This is a genomic window from Paenibacillus sp. FSL R7-0179 (assembly GCF_038002265.1).
Taxonomy (GTDB): domain Bacteria; phylum Bacillota; class Bacilli; order Paenibacillales; family Paenibacillaceae; genus Paenibacillus_AQ.
This window is the reverse complement of sequence record NZ_JBBOCC010000001.1, coordinates 917,469-934,254: the sequence shown is the minus strand read 5'-3', so window position 1 is coordinate 934,254 and position 16,786 is coordinate 917,469. Positions and strand designations below refer to the sequence as shown.

The 16,786-nt window shown below is 51.4% G+C and carries 11 protein-coding genes and 3 rRNA genes; all 14 read left to right on the top strand.

Features of this window, described 5'->3' with window-relative positions:
- Window positions 1–7 precede the first annotated feature (7 nt).
- The 14 genes from folB to serS all read left to right on the top strand — a co-directional run bounded on the left by folB (window position 8) and on the right by serS (window position 16,729).
- The gene (folB, locus tag MKX63_RS03990; protein ID WP_341015417.1) at window positions 8–370 is read left to right on the top strand and encodes a dihydroneopterin aldolase; all 363 of its coding nucleotides are present in this window, start codon (window positions 8–10) and stop codon (window positions 368–370) included.
- 9 nt (window positions 371–379) lie between these two features.
- Entirely contained in the window at window positions 380–931 is a 552-nt protein-coding gene (gene folK / locus MKX63_RS03985; RefSeq protein ID WP_341015414.1) for a 2-amino-4-hydroxy-6-hydroxymethyldihydropteridine diphosphokinase, read from the top strand.
- On the top strand, window positions 883–1,092 hold the full coding sequence (locus tag MKX63_RS03980; protein ID WP_036696484.1) for a helix-turn-helix domain-containing protein: 210 nt from the start codon (window positions 883–885) through the stop codon (window positions 1,090–1,092). Before folK ends, MKX63_RS03980 begins: the two co-directional genes overlap by 49 nt.
- Window positions 1,093–1,137: 45 nt before the next feature.
- Window positions 1,138–2,154, top strand: coding sequence for a tRNA dihydrouridine synthase DusB (gene dusB, locus MKX63_RS03975; RefSeq protein ID WP_341015413.1), 1,017 nt, complete (start codon window positions 1,138–1,140; stop codon window positions 2,152–2,154).
- Window positions 2,155–2,378: 224 nt separating this feature from the next.
- The gene (greA, locus tag MKX63_RS03970; protein ID WP_341015412.1) at window positions 2,379–2,858 is read left to right on the top strand and encodes a transcription elongation factor GreA; all 480 of its coding nucleotides are present in this window, start codon (window positions 2,379–2,381) and stop codon (window positions 2,856–2,858) included.
- A 164-nt stretch (window positions 2,859–3,022) separates the two neighbouring features.
- Window positions 3,023–4,537: a lysine--tRNA ligase gene (gene lysS / locus MKX63_RS03965; RefSeq protein WP_341015411.1), complete on the top strand. Its 1,515-nt coding sequence runs from the start codon at window positions 3,023–3,025 to the stop codon at window positions 4,535–4,537.
- 379 nt (window positions 4,538–4,916) lie between these two features.
- A 16S ribosomal RNA gene (locus tag MKX63_RS03960) occupies window positions 4,917–6,477 on the top strand.
- A gap of 236 nt (window positions 6,478–6,713) precedes the next feature.
- Window positions 6,714–9,760 (top strand): 23S ribosomal RNA (locus MKX63_RS03955).
- A gap of 207 nt (window positions 9,761–9,967) precedes the next feature.
- A 5S ribosomal RNA gene (gene rrf, locus MKX63_RS03950) occupies window positions 9,968–10,084 on the top strand.
- The 16S, 23S and 5S rRNA genes sit together here, the layout of an rRNA operon.
- A 683-nt stretch (window positions 10,085–10,767) precedes the next feature.
- A complete protein-coding gene (gene guaB / locus MKX63_RS03945; protein ID WP_076084859.1) occupies window positions 10,768–12,225 on the top strand; it encodes an IMP dehydrogenase in 1,458 nt (485 codons plus the stop codon).
- A gap of 125 nt (window positions 12,226–12,350) precedes the next feature.
- Entirely contained in the window at window positions 12,351–13,745 is a 1,395-nt protein-coding gene (locus MKX63_RS03940) for a D-alanyl-D-alanine carboxypeptidase family protein (RefSeq protein WP_341015409.1), read from the top strand.
- Window positions 13,746–13,864: 119 nt separating this feature from the next.
- Window positions 13,865–14,746, top strand: coding sequence for a pyridoxal 5'-phosphate synthase lyase subunit PdxS (gene pdxS / locus MKX63_RS03935; RefSeq protein WP_341015407.1), 882 nt, complete (start codon window positions 13,865–13,867; stop codon window positions 14,744–14,746).
- A gap of 18 nt (window positions 14,747–14,764) precedes the next feature.
- Window positions 14,765–15,349 carry a pyridoxal 5'-phosphate synthase glutaminase subunit PdxT gene (gene pdxT / locus MKX63_RS03930; RefSeq protein ID WP_341015406.1) on the top strand — a complete coding sequence of 195 codons (585 nt, stop codon included), beginning with the start codon at window positions 14,765–14,767 and terminating at the stop codon, window positions 15,347–15,349.
- 90 nt (window positions 15,350–15,439) lie between these two features.
- Entirely contained in the window at window positions 15,440–16,729 is a 1,290-nt protein-coding gene (serS, locus tag MKX63_RS03925; protein ID WP_341015405.1) for a serine--tRNA ligase, read from the top strand.
- Window positions 16,730–16,786 lie beyond the last annotated feature (57 nt).

Here is a 16,786-nt window from a genome sequence, read left to right as displayed (position 1 = left end):
ACCCTTAATGGATAAAATGAAGCTGCACCGCATGGAATATTACGGTTACCACGGAGTGTTTGAAGAGGAACGGAAGCTCGGCCAACGTTATTATATCGACCTTGAGCTGGAGCTTGATCTGCAGGGCGCGGGGCTCAGCGATGATCTGGAGCAGACCGTCAATTATGCTGAAGTTCATGTTCTGGTCAAAAAAATTGTCGAAACCCAGTCCTTTAAGCTGATAGAAGCTTTGGCGGAACGTATTGCATCCGGGTTACTGGACACTTATACTGTTATCAATGCAGTAACGGTCCAGGTGACCAAGCCGCATCCTCCTTTTGATATTCATTTTCAGGGAGTCACTGTAGAATTGCGCCGGACGAGAAAGTGAGACAGACTGATGAACATACCTTCCACCTCTGAGGCATCAGAGGCTTATATTGCTTTAGGGGCTAACCTGGGTGACCGTCAAGGCACCTTGAGAGAAGCCCTGAACCGGCTGGAGCATCACGACAAGATTGAAGTTGTGCGCACCTCCCGGGTCTACGAGACGGAGCCTGTCGGTTATCTGGATCAGCCTCAGTTTCTTAACATGGCGGCTGTTCTGCGCACCACACTGGCACCGGAGGATCTGCTTCATGTGATGCTGGACACGGAGAACCAGCTCGGCCGGGTCCGGGATGTGCGGTATGGACCGAGAACGGTAGATTTGGATTTGCTGTGGGTAGAGGGGCTGACCCTGGACACACCGGATCTGACACTGCCCCATCCGAGGATGCTGGAGCGGGCGTTTGTCCTTCTGCCGCTAAGCGATATTCTATCGCAGAACGAAGAGACTTCCGGATTCCGCAGACTCATTACAACAGCGCTGCAAGACATAGACGGAAAGGCAGGAATTCGCCTGTGGACAACAAACGTATGGGAATGCGGGTCAGAGCGTTCCGGAAGCTAAAGGGCTACACGCAGCAGGAACTGGCGGATTCTGTCGGAATATCACTTGCTGTGCTTGGCGCAGTGGAGCGGGGCAACCGACGTTTGGAAGATCAAATTTTAAATAAAATTGCGGATTTTCTGGAAGTGACCGTAGAGGAATTGGCCCATCCGGCACCATAAGACCGGGCTGAACGTTACAAATTGAGGTAGGGAAGTGATTGGGCCATGCTGAAGATTGGTGATATTGAATTGAAGAATCAGGTCGTGCTGGCGCCGATGGCTGGCGTATGTAACCCGGCATTTCGTCTGATTGCCAAGGAATTCGGGACTGGCCTGGTCTGTGCGGAGATGGTCAGCGGCAAGGCGATCGTACATGGCAACCAGCGTACGCGTGAGATGCTGTTTGTCGATGAGCGCGAGAAACCGCTGAGTCTGCAGATTTTTGGCGGGGACCGGGAATCGCTGGTGGATGCGGCGAGAATTGTCGACAAAGAAACCAATGCCGATATCATCGACATTAATATGGGCTGTCCGGTGCCGAAGGTGACCAAATGCGATGCCGGAGCACGCTGGCTGTTGAATCCGGACAAAATCTATGAGATGGTCTCCGCAGTAGTCGAGGCCGTGGACAAACCGGTCACCGTGAAGATGCGGATCGGCTGGGACAGCGAGCATATCTTCGTTGAAGAGAATGCGCGTGCGGTGGAACGGGCCGGCGGAGCGGCAGTCAGCGTACACGGACGGACCCGCGAGCAGCTCTATACCGGACGCGCTGACTGGAATTATATCCGTATGGCTAAAGAGGCAGTATCGATTCCGGTGATCGGCAATGGCGATGTGAATACGCCAGAGGATGCGCGGGCGATGCTGGACCAGACCGGCTGCGACGGTGTAATGATCGGGCGTGGCGCACTGGGCAATCCGTGGATGCTGTACCGGACGATTCAATATTTGGATACGGGTGTACTGATGTCTGAGCCTGGCGCTGAAGAGAAGATCAAGGTAGCCATTCTTCATATGGACCGTCTGATTGCCCTTAAGGGTGAAGCGGTGGCTGTCCGCGAGATGCGCAAGCATCTGGCCTGGTATTTGAAGGGCTTTAAGGCAGCGGCCCGCGTGAAGGACGTTATTATGGAAGAAACGAAACGTGACGAGATGGTGCGGATTTTGAATGATTTTGTCGGTCAGCTTAAGCAGGATGAGGAGCAGAGTAGCGCGGATAGTGCGCTTTTTGCCGTATGAGCCTCAGATAATCCTGGGACTAAGCCCCGTTCCTGTGCGCTTTATTGAGTATCGCTAAACATTATATGGGGCGTCATTGACATTTTGTAGCGGTTCCAATATAATTTCACAGTATAAAATCGCCGTTACAGCAGGAGCAATGGTGAAGGAGGGTTCTGATCCCTCCGGATTCGCATATAGTATGGTGTTTTCAATAAATGTATACGACAGGAGAATCGGTTGAGATGAGCGATAAAGAAGTCATCCTTACACCGGACGGACTTAAGCGTCTGGAAGAAGAACTGGAGACCCTCAAATCCGTGAAACGCCGCGAGGTAGCGGAACGTATCAAAGTGGCCATCGGCTACGGAGATATCAGTGAGAACTCGGAGTATGAAGACGCAAAGAATGAACAGGCTTTTATTGAAGGACGGGTTCTTACTTTGGAGAAGATGCTCCGCAATGCCCGTATTATTAATAGCGATGAGATCGTGACAGATGTGGTAAGCATCGGGGTCACAGTGAACGTTGAGGATATGGAGTATGGCGACATTATGGAGTACACCATCGTGGGTACTGCCGAATCCGATCCGCTGAACAACAAAATTTCCAATGAGAGCCCTGTAGGCAGAGCGATCATCGGCAAGAAGATTGGTACGATTGTAGATGTTAGTGTCCCTGCAGGCGTCATTCAATATAAAATTCTTGATATCAAAATGAAGTAAGACGGTTCCGAAGCTTCCTTAGGGAAGCTTTTTTCAAAATAAATACCAGCCGTAAAATATGGGTGAACACATACAGCTTATATTTTGTACCGGAACGGACTGTCCTCAAGATCGGGGCGGAGCCGTTTCTTCTTTTGTATAGTGAGTAAGAGAGGATGAAGAACATGACGGAAGAAATCAACAACGTCGAAACTACAGAGAATGAATTAAGTGAATTGCTGAAGATCCGCAGGGGCAAGCTGGACGAGCTCCGCGCACTCGGGATCGATCCCTTCGGCAAGAAATATGAGCGTACCGCTGCTGCTGGCGATCTTCTGGCCAAATACGACGGGCAAACCAAGGAAGAGCTGGACGAACTGGCGCTGGAGGTCAGTGTGGCCGGGCGCATCATGGCGAAACGGGTCATGGGCAAGGCAAGCTTTTCTCACATTCAGGATCTCAGCGGCAAAATCCAGATCTATGTGCGCCAGGACAGTATCCCTGAGTCGCAATACGCAGCCTTCACTATTCTTGATCTGGGCGATATCGTCGGTATCCGGGGAACCCTGTTCAAGACAAAAACCGGCGAAACCTCTATTAAAGTAGATAATCTTGAGGTGCTGTCCAAATCCCTGCTTCCGCTTCCTGAGAAGTATCATGGTCTGAAGGATGTAGAACTCCGCTACCGTCAGCGTTATGTGGATCTGATCATTAACCCTGAGGTACAGCAGACCTTCATCATGCGTTCACGGATTATCCAGTCGATGCGCCGTTATCTGGACTCACTGGGCTATTTAGAGGTGGAGACGCCAACCCTGCATGCCATCGCAGGCGGAGCAGCGGCCCGACCGTTCATTACCCACCACAATACGCTGGACATGCAGCTGTATATGCGGATTGCCATTGAATTGCACCTGAAGCGTCTAATCGTCGGCGGTCTGGAGAAAGTCTATGAGATTGGCCGTGTATACCGTAATGAAGGTATTTCAACACGCCATAATCCGGAATTCACAATGATCGAGCTGTATGAAGCGTATGCGGATTACAAGGACATTATGCATCTGACAGAGAGTCTGATCGCTCATATTGCCAGTGAGGTGCTGGGCTCCCAGGTCATTAATTATCAAGGACAGGAAGTGGATCTGTCTCCAGGCTGGCGCCGTGTGACTATGGTGGATGCTGTTAAGGAAGTAACCGGAGTGGACTTCGGTGTTCAGATGACGGATGAAGAAGCACAGGCCCTGGCTAAGGAACACCGGGTTCCGGTGGAGAAGCATATGACCTTTGGACATATCCTCAATGCGTTCTTCGAGCAGTTTGTGGAAGAGACGCTGATTCAGCCGACCTTCGTAATGGGACATCCTGTAGAGATCTCACCGCTTGCCAAAAAGAATGAAGAGGACCCGCGCTTCACCGACCGGTTCGAGCTGTTCATTGTAGCCCGTGAGCATGCCAATGCGTTCAGCGAGCTGAATGATCCGATTGACCAGCGCCAGCGCTTCGAAGCACAGATTCACGAGAAAGAGCAGGGCAATGATGAAGCCCATGAGATGGATGATGATTTCATCCGTGCTCTGGAGTATGGCATGCCGCCAACAGGGGGCCTTGGAATCGGTGTAGACCGTCTGATCATGCTGCTGACCAATTCGGCATCTATCCGTGACGTACTGCTGTTCCCGCATATGCGTAATAAAGACTGAGGATTTCTCATAGTCGGGACCCGGATAACCAAGGGAGCTGCTCGGGCAGTTCTCTTGGGATCAGGGATTGAATGCACTGGTCAAATGATTTTGAAATAATGCTTGCAATGAATTCTTATCCGTGATATATTCTATTTCTGGCCGCGAAACATCAACGCCGGGCTCGAAAAGAAGTTAAAAAAAGAGCTTGCACTGATCGGCTGAATGTGATATATTATAAGAGTTGCTGGTGACGCGGTAATCGGCGCTGACAACGAGCTTGATCTTTGAAAACTGAACAACGAGTGAGTATCTGGAGATCACTTCGGTGAGATCCAAAAATGAGAATGTAAATTCTCGTCAGATGTTTCAAAATGAGCAATCGCTCTTTCTAAATACCAATTTGGAGAGTTTGATCCTGGCTCAGGACGAACGCTGGCGGCGTGCCTAATACATGCAAGTCGAGCGGAGTCTGAGAGGAAGCTTGCTTCCTTTCAGACTTAGCGGCGGACGGGTGAGTAACACGTAGGCAACCTGCCCTCAAGGCTGGGATAACTACCGGAAACGGTAGCTAATACCGGATAATTTCTTTCTTCTCCTGAGGAGAGAATGAAAGGCGGAGCAATCTGCTGCTTGGGGATGGGCCTGCGGCGCATTAGCTAGTTGGTGGGGTAACGGCCCACCAAGGCGACGATGCGTAGCCGACCTGAGAGGGTGAACGGCCACACTGGGACTGAGACACGGCCCAGACTCCTACGGGAGGCAGCAGTAGGGAATCTTCCGCAATGGGCGCAAGCCTGACGGAGCAACGCCGCGTGAGTGATGAAGGTTTTCGGATCGTAAAGCTCTGTTGCCAGGGAAGAACGTCCGGTAGAGTAACTGCTGCCGGAGTGACGGTACCTGAGAAGAAAGCCCCGGCTAACTACGTGCCAGCAGCCGCGGTAATACGTAGGGGGCAAGCGTTGTCCGGAATTATTGGGCGTAAAGCGCGCGCAGGCGGTTATTTAAGTCTGGTGTTTAAACCTTGGGCTCAACCTGAGGTCGCACTGGAAACTGGGTGACTTGAGTACAGAAGAGGAAAGTGGAATTCCACGTGTAGCGGTGAAATGCGTAGATATGTGGAGGAACACCAGTGGCGAAGGCGACTTTCTGGGCTGTAACTGACGCTGAGGCGCGAAAGCGTGGGGAGCAAACAGGATTAGATACCCTGGTAGTCCACGCCGTAAACGATGAGTGCTAGGTGTTAGGGGTTTCGATACCCTTGGTGCCGAAGTTAACACAGTAAGCACTCCGCCTGGGGAGTACGGTCGCAAGACTGAAACTCAAAGGAATTGACGGGGACCCGCACAAGCAGTGGAGTATGTGGTTTAATTCGAAGCAACGCGAAGAACCTTACCAGGTCTTGACATCCAACTAACGAAGCAGAGATGCATCAGGTGCCCTTCGGGGAAAGTTGAGACAGGTGGTGCATGGTTGTCGTCAGCTCGTGTCGTGAGATGTTGGGTTAAGTCCCGCAACGAGCGCAACCCTTGACTTTAGTTGCCAGCAGGTTGAGCTGGGCACTCTAGAGTGACTGCCGGTGACAAACCGGAGGAAGGTGGGGATGACGTCAAATCATCATGCCCCTTATGACCTGGGCTACACACGTACTACAATGGCCGGTACAACGGGAAGCGAAGCCGCGAGGTGGAGCCAATCCCAGCAAAGCCGGTCTCAGTTCGGATTGCAGGCTGCAACTCGCCTGCATGAAGTCGGAATTGCTAGTAATCGCGGATCAGCATGCCGCGGTGAATACGTTCCCGGGTCTTGTACACACCGCCCGTCACACCACGAGAGTTTACAACACCCGAAGTCGGTGGGGTAACCCGCAAGGGAGCCAGCCGCCGAAGGTGGGGTAGATGATTGGGGTGAAGTCGTAACAAGGTAGCCGTATCGGAAGGTGCGGCTGGATCACCTCCTTTCTATGGAGAATCGTTTCCTGCAACGGAAACATTCAAATCTTAAATCTAGCCGGTCGGCTAGTTACTCACTCGTTGGTCAGTTTTGAGAGCTCAAACTCTCACGCAAGAAACTTGATCCTTGAAAACTGGATACCGAAACGAATTTGCGTTTTAGAACATTCCTTTAAGCTGAACTTGTGTAAACAAGTTTCAATATTTTAGTGATGCTAAGTGATTTTCCTAACGGAAAACACATTGGTTAAGCTACTAAGAGCACACGGAGGATGCCTAGGCGCCAGGAGCCGACGAAGGACGTGGCGAACAACGAAACTGCCTCGGGGAGCTGTAAGCAAGCTTTGATCCGGGGGTGTCCGAATGGGGAAACCCAGCTGTGGTAATTCGCAGTTACTCGTATCTGAATACATAGGATACGCAGAGGCAGACCAGGGGAACTGAAACATCTAAGTACCCTGAGGAAGAGAAAACAATAGTGATTCCGTCAGTAGCGGCGAGCGAACGCGGAACAGCCTAAACCAAGGGGCTTGCCCCTTGGGGTTGTGGGACGTCTCACATGGAGTTACAAAGGAATACGGTAGGCGAAGAGGTCTGGAAAGGCCCGCGATAGAGGTAAAAGCCCTGTAGCCGAAATGGTATTCTCTCCGAGACGGATCCCGAGTAGTGCGGGGCACGTGAAACCCCGTATGAATCCAGCAGGACCATCTGCTAAGGCTAAATACTACCTGGCGACCGATAGTGAAACAGTACCGTGAGGGAAAGGTGAAAAGCACCCCGGAAGGGGAGTGAAATAGAACCTGAAACCGTGTGCTTACAAAAAGTCAGAGTCCTCTTTATGGATGATGGCGTGCCTTTTGTAGAATGAACCGGCGAGTTACGTTTAACATGCAAGGTTAAGGTGAGAAGCCGGAGCCGCAGCGAAAGCGAGTCTGAATAGGGCGACTGAGTATGTGGACGTAGACCCGAAACCGTGTGATCTACCCCTGTCCAGGGTGAAGGTGCGGTAACACGCACTGGAGGCCCGAACCCACGCATGTTGAAAAATGCGGGGATGAGGTGGGGGTAGCGGAGAAATTCCAATCGAACTCGGAGATAGCTGGTTCTCCCCGAAATAGCTTTAGGGCTAGCCTCGGTGAATGGAGTGGTGGAGGTAGAGCACTGATTGGGTGCGGGGCCCGCAAGGGTTACCAAGCTCAGTCAAACTCCGAATGCCATTTACTTCTTGCCGGGAGTCAGACAGTGAGTGCTAAGATCCATTGTCAAAAGGGAAACAGCCCAGACCATCAGCTAAGGTCCCCAAGTGTGTGTTAAGTGGGAAAGGATGTGGAGTTGCACAGACAACCAGGATGTTGGCTTAGAAGCAGCCACCATTGAAAGAGTGCGTAATAGCTCACTGGTCGAGTGACTCTGCGCCGAAAATGTAACGGGGCTAAACACACCACCGAAGCTATGGCTAGGATCGACTTCACTGCGCCTTTGAGGCGTGTTTATCCAGATTGACATGAATGCCGTGAACCCTCCGAAGGGATGAATGGCTAAATGCTTTCAGGGGATAAACACAGACTTCGAAGCTGGAGTGAAGTCGATCCTGGGGTAGGGGAGCGTTGTGTAGGGGTTGAAGGTGTACCGTAAGGAGCGCTGGACACTACACAAGTGAGAATGCCGGTATGAGTAACGAAAAGATCAGTGAGAATCTGATCCGCCGAAAGCCCAAGGTTTCCTGAGGAAGGCTCGTCCGCTCAGGGTAAGTCGGGACCTAAGGCGAGGCCGACAGGCGTAGTCGAAGGACAACAGTTTGAAATTACTGTACCACCGTAATCCGCTATGAGCGATGGGGTGACGCAGGAGGGTAGTGACGCGGACTGATGGATGTCCGTCTAAGCAGTGAGGCTGGTGTGCAGGCAAATCCGCACACCGTGAAGGCTGGGCTGTGATGGGGAGCGAAAATTACAGTAGCGAAGGTCATGATCTCACACTGCCAAGAAAAGCCTCTAGTCAGGAGAAGGTGCCCGTACCGCAAACCGACACAGGTAGGCGAGAAGAGAATTCTAAGGCGCGCGGAAGAACTCTCGTTAAGGAACTCGGCAAAATGACCCCGTAACTTCGGGAGAAGGGGTGCCTCGGTAGGGTGAATAGCCCGAGGGGGCCGCAGTGAAAAGGCCCAAGCGACTGTTTAGCAAAAACACAGGTCTGTGCGAAGCCGTAAGGCGAAGTATACGGGCTGACGCCTGCCCGGTGCTGGAAGGTTAAGGGGAGCGGTTAGGAGCAATCCGAAGCTGTGAACCGAAGCCCCAGTAAACGGCGGCCGTAACTATAACGGTCCTAAGGTAGCGAAATTCCTTGTCAGGTAAATTCTGACCCGCACGAATGGCGTAACGACTTGGGCGCTGTCTCAACGAGAGATCCGGTGAAATTTTAATACCTGTGAAGATGCAGGTTACCCGCGACAAGACGGAAAGACCCCATGGAGCTTTACTGCAGCTTGATATTGAATTTGGGTACGATCTGTACAGGATAGGTGGGAGCCGTTGAAGCAGGAGCGCAAGCTTCTGTGGAGGCGCCGTTGGGATACCACCCTGATCGTATCTAGGTTCTAACCTAGTACCCTTAGCGGGTACGGGGACCGTGTCAGGCGGGCAGTTTGACTGGGGCGGTCGCCTCCTAAAGAGTAACGGAGGCGTTCAAAGGTTCCCTCAGAATGGTTGGAAATCATTCGCAGAGTGCAAAGGCATAAGGGAGCTTGACTGCGAGACCTACAAGTCGAGCAGGGACGAAAGTCGGACTTAGTGATCCGGTGGTACCGCATGGAAGGGCCATCGCTCAACGGATAAAAGCTACCCTGGGGATAACAGGCTTATCTCCCCCAAGAGTCCACATCGACGGGGAGGTTTGGCACCTCGATGTCGGCTCATCGCATCCTGGGGCTGAAGTAGGTCCCAAGGGTTGGGCTGTTCGCCCATTAAAGCGGTACGCGAGCTGGGTTCAGAACGTCGTGAGACAGTTCGGTCCCTATCTGTCGTGGGCGCAGGAAATTTGAGAGGAGCTGTCCTTAGTACGAGAGGACCGGGATGGACGTACCGCTGGTGCATCAGTTGTTCCGCCAGGAGCATGGCTGAGTAGCTACGTACGGACGGGATAAGCGCTGAAAGCATCTAAGCGTGAAGCCCCCCTCAAGATGAGATTTCCCAACATGTAAGACCCCTTGAAGACGACGAGGTAGATAGGTTGGAGGTGGAAGTGCAGCAATGCATGGAGCTGACCAATACTAATCGGTCGAGGGCTTATCCAAAAAACTACCCCAAAAAGTGAAGATGACGCTGACGAAGCGGATTCCGAGTACTTTCCGGGGGCCCCGTAAGAAGGGCGAGCGCAGATTCGTTTCGGATTCAGTTTTCAGGAATCAAATTCCTGAACGATTTTAAGCTGCATGTCCTTTCTAAGGATTGATATTTTGCGGGAGTGATCTCACAGATGTCCACGCAGCGCAAAAATCATGTTTGGTGGCGATAGCGGAGGGGTTCCACACGTACCCATCCCGAACACGACCGTTAAGCCCTCCAGCGCCGATGGTACTTGGACCGAAGGGTCCTGGGAGAGTAGGACGTTGCCAAGCACTTAAGACCACTGTTGATAATTCGACAGTGGTCTTTTTGTATGAACGGACCGACATCGACATATCATGCCGTGGGCGATGACTGAAGGCGTGCCGGATGCGCAGCGATCTAAGGTTTACGGGAAGCAGTTGGATTTTATCCACTTCTTGATGAGCAAATGGTCGATGCACAGCCAAGAGTTGGATAAACAACACTTAATAGATTCAATTTTAGCCAAAATAGCGTTCGCAGGCAGGAATAGTTGCTGTTTATCCACTTGCTTCAGCTGATGCCATTGATATTAACTAATTAAGATACGTTTCTCCAATTGTTTGTTCCAGAAGGATTATAGTGAACCGATTAATTTAGATTTTAGCTACAGGTATAAAGGCGTCAAACGCGGCTGAAGCTGCTACGTTGTCCACTGTAGACGGACTTTAGTCCAAGAATTCGCTTACCGGAGGGCGTATTGCCTAATCCCTTCACAGAGCGGTGTAATATTCTTGACAGGCCAAATGCCCTTTGCTAAGATGGACAATAATATATTTTTGGACAAGCCTCTCAAACCTTAACAGAAGACACAATTATGTATAACTCCCAGGCCTCTACCGCTGTCTATCGGGTATGGACTTGACGCAGGAGTTTCTTTATTCATAAGTTGGCGGGCGGGTAGAGAAAAGAATTTAGAGGAGGAATGACCCAGGTGTGGGAAGATAAGTTTGGTAAAGAGGGATTCACTTTCGATGATGTGCTGCTGGTTCCGCGTAAATCCGAGGTATTACCTAAGGAAGTGGACCTAACCACTGTACTCAGCAAGAATGTGAAGCTGAATATCCCTTTGATGAGTGCAGGTATGGACACAGTCACAGAAGCCGCTATGGCGATTGCTATCGCCCGTGAGGGCGGGATCGGCATTATTCATAAGAATATGTCCGTAGAGCAGCAGGCAGAAGAGGTGGACCGTGTGAAGCGCTCAGAGAGCGGGGTTATTACCAATCCATTCTCACTTACGCCGGACCACTGGGTATCCGATGCTGAAGTCCTGATGGGCAAATACCGTATCTCGGGTGTGCCTATCGTAGATGAAGAGGGTAAGCTTGTCGGTATTCTGACGAACCGCGACCTGCGTTTCATCCATGATTTCAATATTCAGATCAAAGAAGTGATGACTCATGAGAATCTCGTTACAGCTGCTGTAGGAACTACACTTCAGGAAGCGAAAGGTATTCTGCAGCGCCACAAGATTGAGAAGCTGCCGCTGGTAGACGAGCATAATATTCTCAAAGGTCTCATTACTATTAAAGATATAGAGAAAGCTATCCAGTTCCCCAATGGTGCCAAGGATGCCCACGGACGTCTGCTGGTTGGAGCGGCAATCGGAATCTCCAAGGATACGCTGGAACGGACAGAAGCATTGGTAAAAGCCGGTGTGGACCTGATTACCGTGGATTCTGCACATGGCCATCACATTAACATTATCGATGCAGTGCGCAAGCTGCGTGAGACTTATCCTGATCTAACAATTGTAGCTGGTAATGTAGCTACAGGCGAAGCTACCCGCGAATTGATTGAAGCAGGAGCCTCCGTAATCAAGGTGGGTATTGGCCCGGGATCTATCTGTACTACCCGCGTAATTGCCGGAATCGGTGTTCCGCAGGTTACTGCGATCTACGATTGTGCGACAGTAGCCCGTGAATATGGCATTCCGGTGATTGCAGACGGAGGAATCAAGTACTCCGGTGAGATTACCAAGGCCATCGCCGCCGGTGCCGCTGCAGTCATGATGGGCAGCCTGTTCGCTGGTACAGAAGAAAGTCCCGGAGAGTCGGAAATCTATCAGGGACGTAAATATAAGGTATACCGCGGCATGGGCAGCATGAGCGCCATGAAGCAAGGCAGTAAAGACCGTTACTTCCAGGATGATGATAAGAAGCTGGTACCGGAAGGCATAGAGGGCCGTGTAGCCTTTAAAGGGCCATTGTCCGACACGGTTCACCAATTGATTGGCGGACTGCGCTCCGGTATGGGTTATTGCGGAACGAAGACGTTAGAAGAGCTGCGCAATGATACCTCGTTCATCCGGATCACTGGAGCGGGCCTGCGTGAGAGTCATCCTCATGATGTACAGATCACCAAGGAAGCTCCGAACTATTCCCTGTAAGCCGGGAAGAATCACCTATTTTGTTGACAGGCAGGACTAATTTAGTCCTGTCTGTCTTTTTTTGCAGATACCCCTGTGTTAGAATAGAACAAGCACTGATTTGAGGATTAAAGGAGAGTTAATCATTGAAGGCCAAGCGAAAACTAAGCAGTAAGCAAATTGTGATTAAAACAGCGACAGTAGGTCTGCTTTTAAATATGTTAGCATTTCCTGCGGCTTCTGCGATGGCAGAGGCAGTAACTAAATCGGCTACAACAGAGGCTGGAACGAAGGCGGCGGCTACCCCTGCCAAGACAGCAGTAGCCAAGATCCCAACCGTAGAATCGCTCGGACTGAATGTGAAATCTGCAGTGCTGATTGAGCCTACTACAGGGGAGATTCTGCTCTCGTATAATGCCGATCAGCCTATGCCTCCAGCAAGTATGACGAAGATGATGACTGAATATCTGGTGACGGAAGCTGTGAATAGCGGCAAGATCTCCTGGGACCAAAAAGTCACCATACAGGAGAATGCGTCCAAGCAGATCGGGTCACGGATTTTCCTGGCAGCGGGTGATGAACATACAGTTAAAGAACTCTACATAGCGATGGCAGTAGGCTCAGCCAATGATGCTACGGTTGCCCTGGCCGAACTGGTCGCGGGTTCAGAGCAGCAATTCGTCACTATGATGAATGAAACAGCGAAGAAGATGGGGATGAAGACGGCCCATTTCATTAATCCCACTGGGCTTGACCGTAAGGACATGCCCAAGAAATTCCGCCCGGAGGGTGAAGGCGAAACGGTAATGTCTGCGATGGATGCAGCGATTCTTGCCAAGTATATTGTAACGGATCATCCGGATTTCACCGATTTCACCACAATCCAATCCTATAAGTTCCGTGAGCGCGATTCGAAGCCGATGGTTAACTACAACTGGATGCTGGAGGCCAACAAGGATATTCCGAACTTCAAGGCTTATGCGTATCCTGGCCTGGACGGGCTGAAGACTGGACATACATCCAAGGCGGGGAACTGCTTCACCGGTACTGCGGTGCGTGACGGCATGCGTCTCATCAGCGTTGTTATGGGAGCGGACTCTGAAGCCCACCGTTTCACCGAAACCAAGAAGGTACTGGATTTCGGCTTTAATAATTTTGAGATTAAGCAGGTTGTTGCGCCTAAAGCTGTGATTGCCGGCACTGAAACTGTGCCTGTGCTGAAGGGTAAGAATAAAGAGGTATCCGTAGTGACGGATGCTGGTGTAACGTTCATGGTTCCGAAGGGCACTGTATCTCCGCAGATCAAAACTACAGTGGTCACGAATGATCCGGCTACGCTGGTCGCACCGATTGCTGGAGCCAGCAAGGTAGGTAAGGTCACTTACTCCTATAAGATAGAGGGAATGTCTCAGACGCAGGAGAAGACGGTGAACCTGATTACTACCGAGGAAGCGGAGAAGGCGGGCTGGTTCAAGCTACTGCTGAGAGCCATTGGTGATTTTTTCGGTGATCTGTTCAAAGGAATTAAAAACCTGTTCTAGCCTAACAGGGGCACTGGCCTCGGCTTCACGACAAAATCCCAGTAAATAGGTTGTATATATTACTGCCTTACGGTAGAATTACATGTTAGATTAGGTTAGATCTAACGGGAGGCGTAGATATGGAAACAGGAACTTCGCGAGTCAAAAGAGGCATGGCGGAAATGCAAAAAGGCGGCGTCATTATGGACGTCATGAATGCAGAGCAGGCGAAAATTGCTGAGGCCGCGGGCGCAGTTGCCGTTATGGCCCTGGAGCGTGTACCTTCCGATATCCGCGCAGCGGGTGGTGTCGCACGTATGGCTGATCCTACTATTGTAGAAGAGGTCATCAAGGCAGTAAGTATTCCTGTGATGGCCAAAGCGCGGATCGGCCACTATGTGGAAGCCAAGGTTCTCGAATCTCTGGGTGTAGACTATCTCGATGAGAGTGAAGTGCTTACGCCTGCCGATGAAGTGTTCCATATCAACAAACGCGAATTCACGGTTCCTTTTGTATGCGGAGCCAAGGATCTTGGGGAAGCGCTGCGACGCATTAGCGAAGGTGCCTCCATGATCCGCACCAAGGGTGAGCCGGGAACCGGCAACATCGTGGAAGCGGTCCGCCATATGCGCCACATTAACAGCCAGATCCGCAAGGTGGCTGGTCTCTCGCCTGATGAGCTATATCATGAGGCTAAGACGCTGGGTGTTCCGTATGAGCTGCTACTGGAGGTTCACGAGTTGGGTAAGCTGCCTGTCGTTAACTTTGCTGCCGGTGGTGTAGCAACGCCTGCCGATGCCGCGCTCATGATGCATCTGGGTGCTGACGGGGTGTTTGTCGGCTCGGGAATTTTCAAATCGGACAATCCTGAGAAGTTCGCCCGTGCCATCGTCGAAGCGACAACCCACTTTACGGACTACAAGCTGATTGCTGAGGTGTCTAAAAATCTGGGCACTCCGATGAAGGGAATTGATATCGCCACGTTATCCCCGGCTGAACGCATGTCGGAACGCGGCCGTTAATAGAGAGAAGGCTTCCGGATGAGAATTGGAGTGTTGGCGCTTCAAGGCGCTGTTACAGAGCATATTGTCAGTATTGAGAAGACCGGTGCGCAGGGCCTGCCTATTAAGCGTATAGAGGAACTAGACGGGATAGATGGTCTGATCATTCCCGGCGGTGAGAGTACGACGATTGGCAAATTGATGCGCAAATATGGCTTTATTGAAGCGATCCGCGACTTCGCGGGTCAAGGCAAGCCTATTTTTGGTACATGCGCCGGGATGATCGTGCTGGCGAAGCGGATTGCCGGAGATGAGACCGGTCATCTGGAGCTGATGGATATTACTGTGGCCAGGAATGCCTTTGGCCGCCAGCGGGAAAGCTTTGAATGTGATCTCCAGGTTAAGGGGATTGCTGAGCCGGTGCGGGCGGTATTTATCCGCGCTCCGCTTATCGAAGAGGTGGGTCCTGATGTTGAGGTGCTTACGCTCTATAAGGATGAGATTGTAACCGCGCGCCAGGGCAATCTGCTGGCCTGCTCGTTTCACCCGGAATTGACCGATGATTACAGGCTGCACCAATATTTTGCCGGCATGGTAGAGGACAGGATTGCAGCCAATCTATAGAACCGCATATAAGGACACTTTGACTCTTTCAAAGCTGCAAACAAAACAGCATTTTGAAAGAGTTTGGGCTGTTTTCAGGAGGGAAACTTTGTGTTAGATGTTAAAGTATTGCGCAGCGATTATGCAAGAGTAGAAGAGGCACTGAATAAAAGAGGAAAGTCGCTGGATTTGATTGCCGGCTTCCCGGCGCTGGATCAGCGCCGCCGTGAGCTGCTTCAGGAGACAGAAGGGCTCAAGAACCGCCGGAACACTGTATCCGGAGACGTAGCCAAGAAGAAGAAGAATGGTGAACCGGCCGATGATCTGATCGCAGAGATGCGTACGGTATCTGACCGGATTAAGGAATTGGATGATGAGGTGCGTGAGCTTGAGGTCAAGATTGATGAGCTGACAATGAGCATCCCGAATATTCCGCATGAATCGGTGCCTGTGGGCACCTCCGAGGCAGACAATGTTGAAGTGCGCCGCTGGTCAGAGCCTACAGAGCTTGGATTCACTCCGAAATCCCACTGGGAGCTGGCGCAGCAGTTGGATATCATTGATTTTGAGGCAGCGGCGAAGGTTACGGGTTCCCGGTTTGTCTTCTATAAGGGACTCGGTGCCAGACTGGAGCGTGCCCTGATTAATTTCATGATGGACCTGCACAGCGGAGAACATAACTATGAAGAGATGCTGCCGCCTTATATTGTTAATAAGGACAGCCTCTATGGAACGGGACAGCTGCCCAAATTCGAAGAGGACCTGTTCAAGCTGCGGGATACAGAGTATTATCTGATTCCTACAGCAGAAGTGCCTGTGACGAACTATTACCGTGAAGAGATTATGACGGCTGGCGATCTGCCAAAGTATCATGTGGCCTACAGCTCTTGCTTCCGTTCGGAGGCGGGTTCTGCGGGACGCGATACCCGCGGTCTGATCCGCCAGCATCAGTTCAACAAGGTGGAGCTGGTGAAGCTGGCCAGCCCGGAGAGCTCCTATGAGGAGCTGGAGAAGATGACAGCCGACGCTGAGCGTGTGCTGCAGCTTCTGGGGCTGCCTTACCGCGTTCTGCTGCTCTGTACGGCGGATATGGGCTTCACCTCTGCCAAAACGTATGACCTTGAGGTGTGGCTGCCTGAGAGCGGCATGTACCGCGAGATCTCCTCATGCTCCAACACCGAGGACTTCCAGGCACGCCGGGCCAATATCCGTTACCGCAAGGACCCGAAGGCGAAGCCTGAATTCGTGCATACGCTGAATGGCTCTGCGCTGGCTGTAGGACGTACCGTAGCAGCTATTCTGGAGAACTACCAGCAGGAGGACGGAAGTGTGCTGATTCCGGAATGTCTGCAGCCGTATATGCGTAATGTGAAATCCATTTCTGCAAAAACAGCTCAATAATAATAGTTGCATATTATTTGCTGGGCGTGGTATAATTCCTAATGCATGTGAAATTTC

Excerpts from the sequence above, each read along its gene's own strand:
- folB (WP_341015417.1), top strand. The coding sequence starts at position 8 with ATGGATAAAATGAAGCTGCACCGCATGGAATATTACGGTTACCACGGA.
- folK (WP_341015414.1), top strand. The coding sequence starts at position 380 with ATGAACATACCTTCCACCTCTGAGGCATCAGAGGCTTATATTGCTTTA.
- dusB (WP_341015413.1), top strand. The coding sequence starts at position 1,138 with ATGCTGAAGATTGGTGATATTGAATTGAAGAATCAGGTCGTGCTGGCG.
- greA (WP_341015412.1), top strand. The coding sequence starts at position 2,379 with ATGAGCGATAAAGAAGTCATCCTTACACCGGACGGACTTAAGCGTCTG.
- lysS (WP_341015411.1), top strand. The coding sequence starts at position 3,023 with ATGACGGAAGAAATCAACAACGTCGAAACTACAGAGAATGAATTAAGT.
- pdxS (WP_341015407.1), top strand. The coding sequence starts at position 13,865 with ATGGAAACAGGAACTTCGCGAGTCAAAAGAGGCATGGCGGAAATGCAA.
- pdxT (WP_341015406.1), top strand. The coding sequence starts at position 14,765 with ATGAGAATTGGAGTGTTGGCGCTTCAAGGCGCTGTTACAGAGCATATT.